Consider the following 14,086-nt stretch of genomic DNA (forward strand, 5'->3'; position numbering starts at 1 on the left):
ATCGTGAACGCATGACGTTCTGTTTCTTGTGTGAGGCTGATTCTCATTCTCAATAGTTAGGCCGAAAGAACCCCCGGCAGGCAGGACGGCACATGGCCGTCAGCCATGCCGGGGGTTCTGTTAGTTGCTTTCGGAGGCAGCGGGCGTGGCCGTGAAGACGGCGGCCCTGTCCGTCACGAATGTCCGCCTGGCAAGCTCCGAGAGCTCCGCTGCGGTGGTGGCGCGCAGGACGTCGTCCGTGGCGGCCATGCGGGCGATGATGCCCGGGCGGGAGTGATGCTCCTGCTCAAGGAGCATGCGCCAGTACATGTTGCGGCGAAGCGCCTTGGCGCGTCCGGCAATGAGTTGCCGACGGGCGCGTTCGAGCTCCTCCGCGTTCACGCCGTCCTTCGCGAGGTCGGCGAAGACCTTTTCCACTTCCCGCTGTACGAGATCGAGCTGCCCGCCGTCGGTGGCGACAGTGGCGACGAGGAGCCCGTAGCCCGGGAAGTCCGCGTACTGCCGCGTCGAACTGGAAGGCGAGTAGGACGCGCCGAGTTCTTCGCGCACGCGTACGCGCAGTCTGTCCCCCAGCACGCGGCTGAGAAGCATGTAGCGGATTTCGTCCCGCACCTGCGGGTCATCTGTGCCCATGGGGCCGGTAATGGCTCCGGGCAGCGGATAGGCCACGAGCACACCGGCCTGATCCAGCACGCCTTCAAGGGACTGCTGGGCAGTTTGGCCAGCCGGGAAGGTAAGGACGACGCCGGGCGTGGCCTCGGAAGCCGGACGCGCGGGGCCTGCGAACAGCTGGGCTGCCTGCGTCACGAAGGCGTCGGGAGCGAAGTCGCCCGTAGCGCTGATGGTGACCGGGCCGAGGGCCGTTTGCCTGCGCAGGAAGTCGCGCAGTTCGGCGAGGGTGATGTCGCGCACGTCGTCGAGAGCTAACGGGGAGAGGTGGCCCATGCCGCCCGTGAGGAAGCGCATGCCGCCCCTGCCCAGTACGCCCGAGGCGGTGCCGGTGACACGTTCGTTCTCGTTTTCGAGCTTGGCCATGGCTGCCGCGAAGTCGGCCTCGCTGATCTTTTGGTCGAGGAGCATGGCCCGCAGGATGTGCAGGGCCGTCTCCACGTCTTCCTTCAGGCAGGATGCGGAGATGCTCATGCAGTCGGTCCGGGCCTGCCAATCGGTGCGGATGTTCCTGCCGCCAAGCGCCTGCACGAGTTCCATCCGTGTCAGCCTGCCTGCTCCGGACATGGAGAGGACCTCGGTGGCGAGCCGGGCGACGCGCTGTTCGCGCTCGCTCATACGTGCGGTGCCCGTGCCGAAGCACAGGGAGATTTCCACGCTGTCCGGCTCCGCGTCGCTCGTCTTCATGAGCAGAGTGACGCCGTTGTCGAGGCGGGCCCTGTCGTAGTCGTAGGGCGCAGGCAGGGAGTTTTCATGTTCGCGGCTGACGACAGTGGCGGGCTTGGCCGGAACGGGCAGGTACGGAAAGCGGATTTCGCGATCCTGCGTCCATTCGGTCACGGTCTTGGTTCCGGCGGCGTCCCACGCGGCAAGGATGGCCTTGTGCGGGGTTTGGCCTGCGCCGAGACCGTCGATTTCGATACCGGTGACGGAGATGACGCGGCGCTTCGTGTTCCATGCCTCGCGAAGCGCGTCCTCGGCCTCGGAGCGGGTCATGCTTTGGAGCATGGGACCGTAGAGTTCGAGGGACTGCCGCGCGGATTGGTATACGCGATCGTCGTTCAGGCAGATGACGATCTCCGCGGCGATGTCGCGAGAGGGCGTGGCCGCCTCGCGCTTAATGTTGCGGCGGATGGAGGTGGCGTAGAAGGCCTTGGCCCTGTCGAATTCGGCCTGCGTGATGCCGTGGTCGAGGATGCGGCGCAGTTCGTTTTCGAGCAGAGTGAGGGATTCGTTCCAGCGGCCATCGCGGCACAGGGCCATCATGCCCGCCTGTCGGAACAGGCCGAAGCTGTCGCTCATGTGCGCGAAGGCCTTGCTGCATGGCGCGTCCGGTCTGGAGGCGAGGGTAAGGAGCCTCTCGCGCAGGATCTTCATTCCAAGCTGTTCGGCGAGCATCCGGCGCTGGAGGGCGCGGTTGTCCTCTTCGTGCTGGCGCTGGTGCAAGGCCTCCACCGTGACCATGGGCGTCGTTCCGGTTTTCGCGTCGTGGTAGGCGCGGGTTCCGGTGAACGCCAACTCGCCCCAGGCGGGGACATTGCGGCGCGGCGCACGGGGGCGGAAGTCCGCGAAGGCCCAGCGGACCATGGGTTCCACGGCCTTGGGGTCGAAATCGCCAACCACGACGAGGATGGTCAACTCCGGGCGGTACCATGCGTCATAGAAGCCGCGCAGCAGAGCCGCGTTGGCCGGGATGAGCACGTCCTCGCGCCCGATGACCGGGTTGACGAAGCGCGTGCTGGCGAAGACGTCGTCCAGCTCGCGCTGGCGGGCGCGGGAGCGCGCCGTGTCGCGCGCGGTCTTTTCTTCCAGAACGACGCCGCGTTCACGGTTCACTTCCTCTTCGAGGATGAGTGCGCCGGTGGCGAAGTCCGAAAGGACGCTCAGGCCCATGGTGATGGATTCGTCCGAGGATTCGGGCAGGTCGAGCTTGAAGACCGTTTCCGTGAGCGCCGTATGGGCGTTGGTGTCTCCGCCGAAGCTCATGCCGTTCTGCTGGAAGTACTTGATCAGTTCTCCCGGAGCGTAGTGGCGCGAGCCGTTGAAGACCATGTGTTCCATGAAGTGGGCGATGCCCGCCTCGTTGTCGCGCTCCATGAGCGAACCGGCCTGAACGTCCAGGTGCATGGCGGTGCGCCCCTTCGGGGTGTCGTGACGAAGGAGCACGTAGCGAAAGCCGTTGTCCAGCCGTCCGAAGACGGCGTCGGGATGGGGGGCGAGGTCGCACTTCTCGTGTGGCCAGCGGCCATCGAGCCATGGGGCCTCGGCCGCGAGGGCATGGGACTGGAGCGCGGCGACGGTCAGCATCGCCACGAGGGCGGCGCATGCGAGGCGCAGTCCTGAAGTCCGCCGCAAGCCTGCGCGGAGGGTGGGGGAGTGGAGCATGTGATGAACCATACCTGTTGAAGATGCTTTTTCCTGAATTCCCAAGCGTATCTGGCGGTCAATAGTTGACCGGGTGCGAGTCGTCAAGAATGAAATTCAATCTCAATTTCAATATTTGTGACTTGGCGAGTCGCGCACGTTTTCAATTTTTCACGGGAAATCAGATGGTTGTGATGGTGCTTTGGATGGTGTTTCGTGATGCCCCGGCATGGTTGACGATTTTCTGAACTTGACTTTGATTTTCAATTTCGCCTAAAGGGCCTAAAGCCGCATCCTGCGGATGGAAAATCAAACAGCCACTGGGACATGACATGATTTCGAGAACTCTCGGCCCTCTTCTTGCGATTCTGCTTCTTGCTAATGCCGCGTCCATTGCCCATGCGCAGCCCGCGCCCGAGCCGAGGGCGGCGTGGGGCATGGGGCTCCACGCGCTGGCCATCGGCGGTGCCCCCGCGCTCCCTGCGGATTTCACGCATTTCCCCTATGCCAATCCGGACGCGCCTAAGGGCGGGACGTTGCGGCTTGCGGCCATAGGGACCTTCGACAGCTTTCATCCTTACATCGCACGCGGCATTGCCGCCGCCGGGAACGGACTGCTTGCGGCCACGCTTACCACGTCCTCGCGCGATGAGCCTTTCACCCAGTATCCCTACGTCGCCAGAAGTTTCGACGTGCCCGAGGACCGTTCGCATGTCGTCTTCCATCTCGACCCCTCGGCGCGATTTTCCGATGGCGAGCCGGTGACCGCGGACGACGTGATATTCACCTTCGATGCGCTGGTGAAGCAGGGCAGCCCCACCTACGCCAAGTACTACGAGGGCGTGTCCGGGGTGACGAAGCTTTCGGCCCATGCGGTGCGTTTCGACTTCCGCGAGCGTGGAAATCCCGAGCTGCCCGTCATCGCCGGGCAGTTGCCGGTTCTGCCGCGTCACTGGTGGCAGGGGCGGGACTTCGGCTCGCCCACCCTCGATGTGCCGCCGGGCTGCGGTCCGTACCGTGTGCGGGAATCGCGCACGGGCTACAGCGTTGAATACGAGCGCGTGGGGGACTGGTGGGGCGCAGCGCTTCCTGTGAATCGCGGCCGCTACAACTTCGACCGCATCCGCTACGACTACTACCGTGACAGGACCGTGTCCGCCGAGGCCTTCCGTGGTGGCGAGTTCGACTACCAGATGGAGAACAGCGCCAAGGCGTGGGCGCAGGACTATCGCGGTCCGGCCATCGACGCTGGCCTTATCCGCTGCGAGACCATCGCCCACGAGCGCCCGGCCGGAATGCAGGGGCTGGTGTTCAACACCCGCAGGCTACAGTTCGCGGATCGCCGCGTGCGCGAGGCCCTGACCCTCGCCTTCGACTTCGAGTGGACGAACAGGACACTGTTTTACAGTCAGTACACGCGCTGCGACAGCTACTTCTCCAATTCCGCCTTTGCCTCGCGCGAGGTGCCTAGCGGGGCCGAACTGGCGCTTCTGGAACCGTGGCGGGGAAGCCTTGCCCCCGAGGTGTTCGGTGAGCCGTGCGTGGCACCCACGGGCGACGGCTCCGGCCGTATCCGCGAGCGCTTGCGCCGGGCGCTGGCCCTCCTGACCGAGGCCGGATGGCGGCTTGAGGACGGCGTGCTGCGCGACGCGCAGGGCAGGCCTTTCGTTTTCGAGATGCTTCTGCGCTCGCCGAGTATGGAGCGCGTGGTGCTGCCCTACGCAAAGAACCTCGCCACGCTCGGCATCCGCATGGAGGTGTCCATGGCGGACGCCTCGCGCTATGTGCGGCGCACCCGCTCCTTCGATTTCGACATGATCGTCTCCGTGATGCGCCAGTCCGATTCCCCGGGCAACGAGCAGCGTTTCATGTGGACCGCCGCCGCCGCGGACACTCCGGGTTCGCGCAATCTGGCCGGAGTGAAGAGCCCCGTGGTCGATGACCTCGTGGAACACATCATCGCCGCGCGGGACAGGCAGTCCCTCGTCGCCGCTGTGCGCGCGCTGGACCGCGTGCTGCTGTGGGAACACTACGCGGTGCCGGGCTGGTACTGCCCTGTGGACCGTGTCGCGTACTGGGACAGGTTCGGCATGCTCGAACGCCACCCCTCGCGCGGTGTGGACATCTTCTCATGGTGGTACGACGAAGGCCGCGCGAAACGCATCGCCGAGGCCGGATTCGGCGCGGAGGCGACGCTGTGACCGCGTACGCGCTGCGACGGCTGGCGCTGGTGGTGCCCACGCTGCTTGGCATCATGGCCCTCAATTTCTTCATCATCCAGACCGCACCGGGCGGGCCGGTGGACCAGTTCCTCGCACGGCTCTCCGGGGAGGACTCGGGCGTCATGGAGCGCATTGGCGGCGAATCCGGCGATGGTATCGCCACCGCTGTCGATGACGCTTCCGGTGCAGTGCACACCGTGACGCGGGGCGTGTCTGCGGAGCTGATCCGCAAGGTGGAACTGCTCTATGGTTTCGACCGGCCCGTGCACGAGCGCTTCGTGAAGATGCTCGGCGACTATGCGTGCTTCGACTTCGGGGATAGCTTCTTCAAGGGCCGTAGCGTGACCGGGCTGTTGTGGGACAGCCTGCCCGTGTCCGTGTCGCTTGGGGTGTGGAGCACGCTCATCATCTATCTCGTGTCCATCCCGCTTGGTATCCGCAAGGCCGTACGCCACGGCAGCCGCTTCGACGCCGTCACGGGCATCGCCGTGGTGGTGGGCAACGCCGTGCCGGTGTTTCTGTTCGCCATCGCGCTGGTGGTGCTGTTCGCCGGTGGGAGCTACTTCAAGTGGTTTCCGCTGCGTGGGCTGGTTTCGCCCGGCTTCGAGGATATGACGACATGGGGCCGCATCGCGGACTACGCATCGCATCTGGCGCTACCCATCACGGCCATGGTCATCGGCGGCTTCGCCACGCTGACCATGCTGACCAAGAACTCCTTCCTCGACGAGATAGGCAGGCTGTACGTGGTGGCCGCCCGGGCGCGAGGGCTCACGGAGCGCCGCGTGCTGTACGGGCACATCTTCCGCAACGCCATGCTCATCGTCATTTCGGGTTTCCCGGCGGCCTTCGTGCACATGTTCTTCACGGGGTCACTGCTCATCGAGGTTATATTCTCACTGAACGGGTTGGGGCTTCTCGGCTTCGAGGCCGCCATGCAGCGCGACTATCCAGTCATGTTCGCGACGCTGTACATGTTCACCCTTATCGGGCTGGTGACCAAGCTCGCCTGCGACCTCACCTACATGTTCATCGACCCGCGCATCGACTTCGAACGCAGAGGGGGTGCCCATGCCTAGGCTTTCCCCTCTGTGCAGACGGCGGTTGGCGAATTTCCGGGCCAATCGGCGCGGCTTCTGGTCGCTTGTCGTCTTCGTCGTGCTTTTCGCGGTGTCCCTTGGGGCGGAATTCGTCGCCAACGACAGGCCGTTTGTCGTCTCCTACCGGGGCGAACTGCATATGCCGGTCTTCGTCGACTATTCGGAGCGTCAGTTCGGCGGGGACTTCGACGTGCCCGCCGATTACCGCGACCCCTACATCATCGAAAACATTGAGGCGCAGGGCTGGATGCTGTGGCCGCCTATCCGCTTCGCCGACGACACCATCGATTTCGACCTGCCCGGTCCCGCGCCGCAGCCGCCGTCGGCCCGGCACTGGCTCGGTACGGACGATCAGGGACGCGACCTTGTGGCACGGCTGCTGTACGGCTTTCGCGTGTCGGTGCTTTTCGGGCTGCTGCTGACGCTGTTCAGCACGGTCATCGGCGTCTGCGCCGGGGCGGTGCAGGGCTACCACGGCGGCCGCGTGGACATGATCGGCCAGCGGTTCATGGAAATATGGTCCGGCATGCCGGTGCTCTATCTGCTTATCATCCTCGCGGACATGATCCGTCCCGGATTCTGGTGGCTCCTTGGCATCATGCTGCTGTTTAGCTGGATGTCCCTCGTCGGTGTGGTGCGCGCGGAGTTCCTGCGCGGGCGCAATCTCGACTACGTCCGCGCCGCGCGGGCCATGGGCGTGAGCGATTCCATCATCATGTTCCGCCACATCCTGCCCAACGCCATGGTCGCGGGCCTGACCTTCCTGCCTTTCGTTCTCAACGGGGCCATCGGCACGCTTACCTCGCTGGATTTCCTCGGCTTCGGCATGCCGCCCGGCTCGCCGTCCCTCGGGGAACTTCTCTCGCAGGGCAAGGCGAACCTGCATGCGCCGTGGATTGGGCTGTCCGCCTTCGTGGTGCTCTCGACCCTTTTGACCCTTCTCGTATTCATCGGCGAGGCCGCGCGCGACGCCCTCGACCCCAACAGGAGCGCAGATCTGTGAAGCATTCCTCAATATTGAGCGTGCGCGGGCTTGGCGTACGTTTCGGCCGCTCAGTGGCCGTGGACGACGTGTCCCTCGACGTCCTTCCCGGCGAAACCATGGCCCTTGTTGGCGAATCCGGCTCGGGCAAGTCGGTCACCGCGCGTGCGGTCATGGGGCTTCTGCCTCCGCAGGCGCGTGTGGTGTCCGGGGCGGTCTCCCTTGATGGCGTGGACGTCCTCTCGGCTTCTGCGGCCGAGTTGCGGCGGCTGCGCGGCGGAGTGGCGGCCATGGTCTTTCAGGAGCCGCGTCCGAGCCTCAACCCTCTGCACACCGTGGAAAAGCTCATCGGCGAAACCCTGCGCTGGCAGAAGGGCCTTGCCGGAGCCGCCGCGCGCTCGCGCATGCTGGAACTGTTGGACATGGTGGGCATGGACCAGCCGCGTAACTACCTCACCGCCTACCCCCACGAACTGTCGGGCGGTCAGTGCCAGCGTGTGATGATCGCCTCCGCTCTCGCCGGGGAGCCGAAGCTCCTCATCGCCGACGAGCCGACAACCGCGCTCGATGTGACCGTGCAGCGCCAGATTCTGGACCTCATGGCCGATCTGACCCGGCGGCTGTCCATGAGTGTCTTGCTCATCAGTCACGATTTGGGACTGGTGCATCACTACGCGGACCGCGCCTACGTGATGCGCCATGGGCGCGTGATGGAGGAGGGCGGCGTGGACCGCCTCTTCACCGCGCCCCGGCACGAGTACACGCGAAGCCTCGTATCCGCTGGTGCGCAGGGTGCGCCCGCCGTCCTAGGCAGCGAGCCGGAGCCGATACTCGACGTGCGCGACCTGAAGGTGTGGTTTCCAGTGCGCAAGGGGCTTCTGCGGCGCACGGCGGGCCATGTGAAGGCTGTGGACGGAGTGTCCTTCCAACTGCGCCGGGGCGAGTGCCTCGGGCTGGTGGGCGAGTCCGGTTCCGGCAAGACCACCCTTGGCATGGCCGTGCTGCGTCTGCTGCGCGGTCAGGGCCGCGTGCGCTTTCGCGGGGAGGAACTGACCGCCCTCGCCGAGCGGGACATGCGGCCTCTGCGGCGGAGGCTTCAGGTCGTCTTTCAGGACCCCTTCGGCTCGCTCAGCCCGCGTATGTGTGTGGAGGACATCGTGGCCGAGGGACTTTTTGCCCATGGTCACCCCACGCACGAGGAGGCCACGCGCAGGGTCTGCACCGCGCTGGACGAGGTGGGGCTCGATCCCGCTCTTCGTCATCGCTACCCGCACGAGTTTTCCGGCGGTCAGCGTCAGCGCATCGCCATTGCCCGTGCGCTGGTCCTGCGGCCGGAACTGCTCGTACTGGACGAGCCGACGTCCTCACTGGACAGAAGCGTGCAGTTTCAGGTCATCGACCTGCTGCGTGACCTTCAGTGCCAGCGGGGGCTGGGCTACCTTTTCATCACGCATGACCTGCATCTGACACAGGCGTTCTGCCACAGGGTTCTCGTGATGCGCGACGGACGGATTGTCGAATCCGGAGCGACGCGCGAGGTGTTCGCCAATCCGCGGCACCAGTACACGCGGACCCTCGTGGACGCTGCAGCCGTATGCGGGGGATTCGACGAATTGCAATCACGACGCACCGCGTAGACATCAAGGAATACGAAATGAAGAGAGACATAGTTGGACCCATCCGAACCATCGCGCTGTGCGCGGGGCTTGTGGCGGGAGCGTGCGGATTCGCGCACGCCTCGTCCGACGCCGCGGAGGGCATGGTTCGGGAGGCCATAGACGTGGAAGTGGCCGCGCAGAAGGACAACGAACGCTGGCAGGCGCGCCGCGCCGCCATGGTTGACGAGATCAGACGGCTGGAAAGCGAGAACCTGTGGTTTTCCTTCCAAGAGCGGAAGTACGAGCGACAGGTCGGCGAGCTCAAGGGGCGGCTGGAGGAACTGGAGCGCACCCGCGAGGAGTTGGACACCATAGAGCGCGGACTCGAACCGTATCTCTACGATCTGGTGGACGGCTTCGCCGCCTTCGTGCGGGACGACCTGCCCTTCCTCGGGGAGGAACGCACCCGGCGTGTGGATTTCCTTCAGGCGACGCTCGACGATCATGAGTTGAGCCTCGGCGAGAAGCTGCGCCGCATATTCGAGGCGCTGGAAGTGGAAAGCGCCTATGGCCGTAGCGCCGAGGTATCGACCGAGAGCGTGAGCCTCGATGGTCGCCCCGCGCATGTCACGGTGGTCCGGGCCGGACGCCTTGGCCTGTACTGCCTGACGCCTGACGGCGAAAGCGCCGGTCGTTACGACGCGGCCAAGGGTGGGTTTGTGACGCTTCCCGACGGATACGCCCGTAGCGTGGCGCATCTTCGCGACATGATCGGGACGGGCCGCTTTACGGAACTCGTGGCGTTGCCGCTTCAGGAGGTGCGCTGATGCGTGCTGTCATCATGTGCATGGCGCTTTGGCTGTTGGCATTGCCCGCCATGGCTCAGCCTGTGAACTCCGCCGGTCAGGCCGGAAAATGGAATGAAGCTGTGCGCGAGGTCACCGTCCTGCGCGACGCATCCCGAGCCGACGCCGACCAGACGAAACGGACCGTGCGCGAGGAGCGCGAGGCTCTTTCTGCGGAACTGGCCCGTCTGCGTGCGGAGCATGCCGAGCGGGAGCGGGCCTGTGATGCGCTCGTGGCGGAGTTCGATGCTCTCGTGAAGCGCGAGGACGCCATGCGTCGCGCCCTGGAGGACCGTCGTCAGGAGATGCAGCTTATCGAGGGCACGGTGCGTGGTGCGGCGCGGCAGATGCGCGAGCGCGCGCTCAATAGCCCGGTTACCGCCGAGCGGCCCGAGCGCCTGCCCACTCTGGATTCCCTGCTTGAGACCGGGCGCTTTCCCGGCCTTGCCGGTATCCGGAGCCTCGCGGATATGTTTCTGGACGAGATGAAGGCCGCCGGCGAGGTGACCAAGCGGCAGGGTGCGTGGATAGCCGAGGACGGCAGCGAGCGAACCGGAACCGTGGTCCGGCTGGGCGCGCTTGGCGCGGCCTATCTCGGCGAGGACGGCGCGGGCTTTCTGCGTCCCGCCGCGGACGGCGCGCTTGAGGCCGTACCCGGCGACCTCGACGGCGCGGTGCGAGCCATGCGGCGCTTCGCCGAAGGTGAGCGCCCGGACGCGCCGCTCGATTTCTCCGGTGGCGAGGTCTTTCGACGCTTCGAGACCGGCAACGGCATCCTTGCCATGCTTGGGAGCGGCGGATTCCTCGTCTGGCCCATCCTGCTCGTCGGCGTGTTGGGGCTGGGGTTGGCCTGCGAACGCTTCTGGACGCTGTGGCGCATTCGCGTGTGTCGGGAATGCCGCATGAACAAGGCCTTCGTCTGGGCGGGACGCGGCGACATCGAGAAGTGCGCGTCGTGCCTCGGCACCAAGGGCAGCACGCCCACCTGCCGGGTGCTCAGCCACGTCATCCTGCATTCTGGCGGAACCCTCGTCAGCATGGAGAAGGGCCTTCAGGAGGCCATCCTTCAGGAACTGCCCAAGCTCGAACGCTTCCTGCCGACCATGAGCATTCTTGCCGCCGTGGCTCCGCTTCTGGGCCTTCTGGGTACGGTGACCGGCATGATCGACACCTTTCAGGTCATCACCGTGTTCGGCGCGGGCGATGCGCGGATGATGTCCGGTGGCATCTCCGAGGCGCTCATCACCACGCAGCTTGGCCTTGCCGTGGCCGTGCCGCTGACGCTGGTGCATCATTTCCTCGAACGCAAGGTGGACCGCATCGTCGCGGACATGGAGGAGAAGGGCACCACGCTGGTGGCGCGTCTCGTTTCCGCCGGAGGTGGACGATGAGCCTCGTCGGCCTGGTTCAGGCACACCTCGCGAGCGGCGGTGTGGTCATGGTGCCCATTGTGGCGCTCTCCCTCGTCATGTGGTGGCTCATCTTCCTCAAGGCGCGTGAACTGTTCGGGTTTCTGCGGCCGCGCTGCACGTCGCGCGGCGGGTGCGGGTATGGTGGCGCGGGCTGGAAAAAGGCCATCGCACGCGACTATCTCCGTAGCCGCTCCGGCTGCGAGGAGCTGGACGTCGAACTGTGTCGGGTGCTGGTTTCCCGCCACGCCGCGCGTGCGGAGAAGGGCATTCCCACGATCCTCGTGCTTGCCGCGGTGGCTCCGCTTCTGGGGCTTCTGGGGACAGTCTCCGGCATGATCGGTACCTTCGATGTCATCGCGGAGTTCGGCACCGGCAACGCCAGAGGGCTTGCAAGCGGCATCTCGCAGGCGCTCATCACCACCCAGAGCGGGCTCATGGTGGCCGTGCCGGGCATGGTGGCGGGCGGGTTGCTGTATCGCATGTCCGTACGGCTGCGGCGGCGCATGGAACTTTTCCTCGGTGCCGTGGAGCGCGGTTGCGCGCGGGAGGTGACGGCATGAGCGCCTACTGCTCCCCCTATCGTAGACGGCGCGGAAAGCCGTCCGGGATCGACATGACCCCGCTCATCGACATGGTGTTCATCCTGCTCATCTTCTTCATCGTGACCACGAGTTTCGTGAAGGAATCCGGTGTGGACGTGGAGCGCCCCGTGGCCAACACCGCCGTTCGCAAGGAGAACGTCAGCGTGGTGGTGGGCGTGGATGCGCAGGGCGTGGTCTGGCTGGACGGGAAGAGCATGGACATTCGCTCCGTGCGTCCGTGGATGGAGCATTTCCTCGCGCAGACTCCCGAGGGCGCGGTGATGGTGGCTGCGGACGCGCATGCGGAGTCCGGCGTGCTCATCCGTGTGCTGGACGCCTGTCGCGAGGCCGGAGTGAAGAACGTGAGCGTTGCCGCGCGGAGGCCGAGTTGACCGCTGCAAAAGGAATGCGCTGGGCGACCTGCGGGCTGTGCGCTCTGCTGGTGAACGCGGCGCTGTTCATCCTGCCGCTTCTGGTGGCGAATCCGGAACTTCCTGATGAAGCTCCGGACAATCTGGGCGCTGTGCGGCTTTCGGCCCTGACGACGCCACGGACCGAGACCAGCGAGCAGAACGCCGCCGATACGCCTCGTCCGGAAACGCTCCAAGAGATCATGCCCCGCGAGACCTTCGACACGGCCGAGGCCGTGGAGCAGCCGAAGCTCGATTTCGATCTGCCGCAGGTGGAGTTCGACATCAATCCCGCGTTGGCCGAGGGCATGGCCGTTCCCGCCGTGTCCGCCGGAGCGGAGCTTGCCGCGCCTGCGGCGCTTCCCGCCGGGGGAGCGCTGGCCATCGGCGAATTGGACGAGCGTCCGGCGCTACTCTTCGCGCCGGAACCGCCGTACCCCATGCAGGCCAAACGGCGCGGGCTGGCCGGATGCGTTCGTGCGCGGCTTCTGGTGGACGAGCGGGGCAACGTGGCGCGTGTGGAGATCGTGGATGGAGAGAATTCGGACGTCTTCGCGCAGAGCGTTAGAATCACGCTTGAGCGTTGGCGCTTTCGTCCCGGCAGCAAGGATGGTCGTCCCGTGTGCTGGACGGCCATTGTGCCTGTGACTTTCGACAGGGAGTAGGCCTATGCGCGTTTTTCTGATCACGATGATGGTCTGCCTTGTCTGCGTTGGGCAGGCCATGGCGGACTGGTCGCGTCCGCTTGCGCCCGCTGCGGGCCGCATTCTGCACGAGGCGCAGCAATTGATGCAACGCGGAGAGACTGAGCGTGCCGGGCGGATTCTGGCCGGGTATGTGGAGGGTCGCGAGCGCCCGCATCCGCTTGGGAGTCTCATCTACGGGAACTGGCTCATGGAGGCGAGGCGCGTGGACGATGCCGCCGCCGTCTACGAGGCTGCGCTGGCTGACGAACCCGGTAGTGCGGACATCCTCATGAACCTCGGCGTGGCACGCTATCGGCAGAAGCGCTTCGCGGAGGCTGGGGAGTTGTTTCTGCGGGCTGCGGACCAGAGCGATAGGCCGCGCCTTGGCCTGCGGCATCAGGCGGCCGCATGTCTGTTTCAGGGGGGCGATGCGGCACGCGCAGTGGACGTGCTCGCTCCGCTGGTCGATCTGCCGGGTGCGAAGGCTCCGTGGGTGCGACTCATGGTCCACTGCCTTGTTCAGCTCGAACGCTGGGACAGGGCCGAAGGGGTGCTGCTGCGCTTTTTGCGCATGCACCCTGATGACGCGTGCTACTGGAAGTTACTCGCCAATGTGCGCTCGGAACGTCAGCGCTATCGGCAGGCGGCCGCCGCGCTGGAAATTGCCTATCGTCTCAAGCCCCCCACCCAGAAGGAGCGCGAGACGCTTTCCCAGCTTTACATGTACGTGGGGGCGCCGCTTATGGCCGCGCGTGCGCTGGAGGGCGCGTTTTCGGATGCGCCGTCGCCGGAGCTTTGCGACCGCATGGCCCGGGCCTATCTGTGTGCCGGACGACGCAATGAGGCCTTGAGGATGCTCGATGTCGGATTGCGGCAGAAGCCCTGCGGCAGGCGCTGGCTGGAGAAGGGGCGCATCCTCTACGCGGCGAGGCGCTACGATGCCGCTGCCGACGCGCTGACCCGTGCTGCGGTCCACGGTGAGAGGTCCGGACAGGCCCATTATCTGCTCGGGCTCGTGGAATGGGAGCGTCGCAATTGGGACGCCGCGCGAGAGAACTTCCGCATTGCCGCGAACACCGGGCGCTTTCGCGAACAGGCGACGCGGGCATTGGCTTCACTTGAGACGCTGGCGCAGACTCAAGGCTAGGCGGTGCAAAGGGGTTCGATGGTGAACCAAAGAGAGAGGAGGGCGTGCCCCTCCTTTTTTTTGTCTGTAG

11 protein-coding genes are annotated in these 14,086 nt (G+C 65.5%); 10 read left to right on the forward strand and 1 reads right to left on the reverse strand.

Annotated features, from left to right (window positions below):
- Nucleotides 1–120: 120 nt before the first annotated feature.
- Nucleotides 121–3,054, reverse strand: a complete 2,934-nt coding sequence (locus tag GGQ74_RS01560) for a M16 family metallopeptidase (RefSeq protein WP_167939788.1) — start codon at nt 3,052–3,054, stop codon at nt 121–123.
- 311 nt (nt 3,055–3,365) lie between these two features.
- Between GGQ74_RS01560 and GGQ74_RS01565 the strand changes: the two genes are divergently transcribed.
- From GGQ74_RS01565 to GGQ74_RS01610, 10 genes are read left to right on the forward strand one after another with little or no spacing between them, the layout of a single operon-like run.
- Nucleotides 3,366–5,234, forward strand: a complete 1,869-nt coding sequence (locus GGQ74_RS01565) for an extracellular solute-binding protein (RefSeq protein WP_167939789.1) — start codon at nt 3,366–3,368, stop codon at nt 5,232–5,234.
- Entirely contained in the window at nt 5,231–6,334 is a 1,104-nt protein-coding gene (locus GGQ74_RS01570; RefSeq protein WP_167939790.1) for a microcin C ABC transporter permease YejB, read from the forward strand. The genes GGQ74_RS01565 and GGQ74_RS01570 overlap by 4 nt, the downstream gene beginning before the upstream one ends.
- Entirely contained in the window at nt 6,327–7,358 is a 1,032-nt protein-coding gene (locus GGQ74_RS01575) for an ABC transporter permease (RefSeq protein WP_167939791.1), read from the forward strand. The genes GGQ74_RS01570 and GGQ74_RS01575 overlap by 8 nt, the downstream gene beginning before the upstream one ends.
- Complete coding sequence (locus GGQ74_RS01580; protein WP_167939792.1) at nt 7,355–8,974, forward strand: dipeptide ABC transporter ATP-binding protein; 1,620 nt, start codon at nt 7,355–7,357, stop codon at nt 8,972–8,974. Before GGQ74_RS01575 ends, GGQ74_RS01580 begins: the two co-directional genes overlap by 4 nt.
- Before the next feature lie 17 nt (nt 8,975–8,991).
- Nucleotides 8,992–9,762 carry a DUF3450 domain-containing protein gene (locus GGQ74_RS01585; protein ID WP_167939793.1) on the forward strand — a complete coding sequence of 257 codons (771 nt, stop codon included), beginning with the start codon at nt 8,992–8,994 and terminating at the stop codon, nt 9,760–9,762.
- The gene (locus GGQ74_RS01590) at nt 9,762–11,171 is read left to right on the forward strand and encodes a MotA/TolQ/ExbB proton channel family protein (protein WP_167939794.1); all 1,410 of its coding nucleotides are present in this window, start codon (nt 9,762–9,764) and stop codon (nt 11,169–11,171) included. The genes GGQ74_RS01585 and GGQ74_RS01590 overlap by 1 nt, the downstream gene beginning before the upstream one ends.
- Nucleotides 11,168–11,752: a MotA/TolQ/ExbB proton channel family protein gene (locus GGQ74_RS01595; protein ID WP_167939795.1), complete on the forward strand. Its 585-nt coding sequence runs from the start codon at nt 11,168–11,170 to the stop codon at nt 11,750–11,752. The genes GGQ74_RS01590 and GGQ74_RS01595 overlap by 4 nt, the downstream gene beginning before the upstream one ends.
- Nucleotides 11,749–12,165, forward strand: a complete 417-nt coding sequence (locus GGQ74_RS01600) for an ExbD/TolR family protein (RefSeq protein WP_167939796.1) — start codon at nt 11,749–11,751, stop codon at nt 12,163–12,165. Before GGQ74_RS01595 ends, GGQ74_RS01600 begins: the two co-directional genes overlap by 4 nt.
- The gene (locus GGQ74_RS01605; RefSeq protein WP_167939797.1) at nt 12,162–12,848 is read left to right on the forward strand and encodes an energy transducer TonB; all 687 of its coding nucleotides are present in this window, start codon (nt 12,162–12,164) and stop codon (nt 12,846–12,848) included. The genes GGQ74_RS01600 and GGQ74_RS01605 overlap by 4 nt, the downstream gene beginning before the upstream one ends.
- A 4-nt stretch (nt 12,849–12,852) precedes the next feature.
- Nucleotides 12,853–14,016 carry a tetratricopeptide repeat protein gene (locus tag GGQ74_RS01610; protein ID WP_167939798.1) on the forward strand — a complete coding sequence of 388 codons (1,164 nt, stop codon included), beginning with the start codon at nt 12,853–12,855 and terminating at the stop codon, nt 14,014–14,016.
- Nucleotides 14,017–14,086: the final 70 nt, after the last annotated feature.

It is taken from the genome of Desulfobaculum xiamenense, from assembly GCF_011927665.1.
GTDB lineage: Bacteria > Desulfobacterota > Desulfovibrionia > Desulfovibrionales > Desulfovibrionaceae > Desulfobaculum > Desulfobaculum xiamenense.

What these genes read in the sequence shown, in the direction of transcription:
- GGQ74_RS01560 (WP_167939788.1), bottom strand. Translation starts at nt 3,054, where the DNA reads ATGCTCCACTCCCCCACCCTCCGCGCAGGCTTGCGGCGGACTTCAGGA.
- GGQ74_RS01565 (WP_167939789.1), top strand. Translation starts at nt 3,366, where the DNA reads ATGATTTCGAGAACTCTCGGCCCTCTTCTTGCGATTCTGCTTCTTGCT.
- GGQ74_RS01575 (WP_167939791.1), top strand. Translation starts at nt 6,327, where the DNA reads ATGCCTAGGCTTTCCCCTCTGTGCAGACGGCGGTTGGCGAATTTCCGG.
- GGQ74_RS01585 (WP_167939793.1), top strand. Translation starts at nt 8,992, where the DNA reads ATGAAGAGAGACATAGTTGGACCCATCCGAACCATCGCGCTGTGCGCG.
- GGQ74_RS01590 (WP_167939794.1), top strand. Translation starts at nt 9,762, where the DNA reads ATGCGTGCTGTCATCATGTGCATGGCGCTTTGGCTGTTGGCATTGCCC.
- GGQ74_RS01595 (WP_167939795.1), top strand. Translation starts at nt 11,168, where the DNA reads ATGAGCCTCGTCGGCCTGGTTCAGGCACACCTCGCGAGCGGCGGTGTG.
- GGQ74_RS01600 (WP_167939796.1), top strand. Translation starts at nt 11,749, where the DNA reads ATGAGCGCCTACTGCTCCCCCTATCGTAGACGGCGCGGAAAGCCGTCC.
- GGQ74_RS01610 (WP_167939798.1), top strand. Translation starts at nt 12,853, where the DNA reads ATGCGCGTTTTTCTGATCACGATGATGGTCTGCCTTGTCTGCGTTGGG.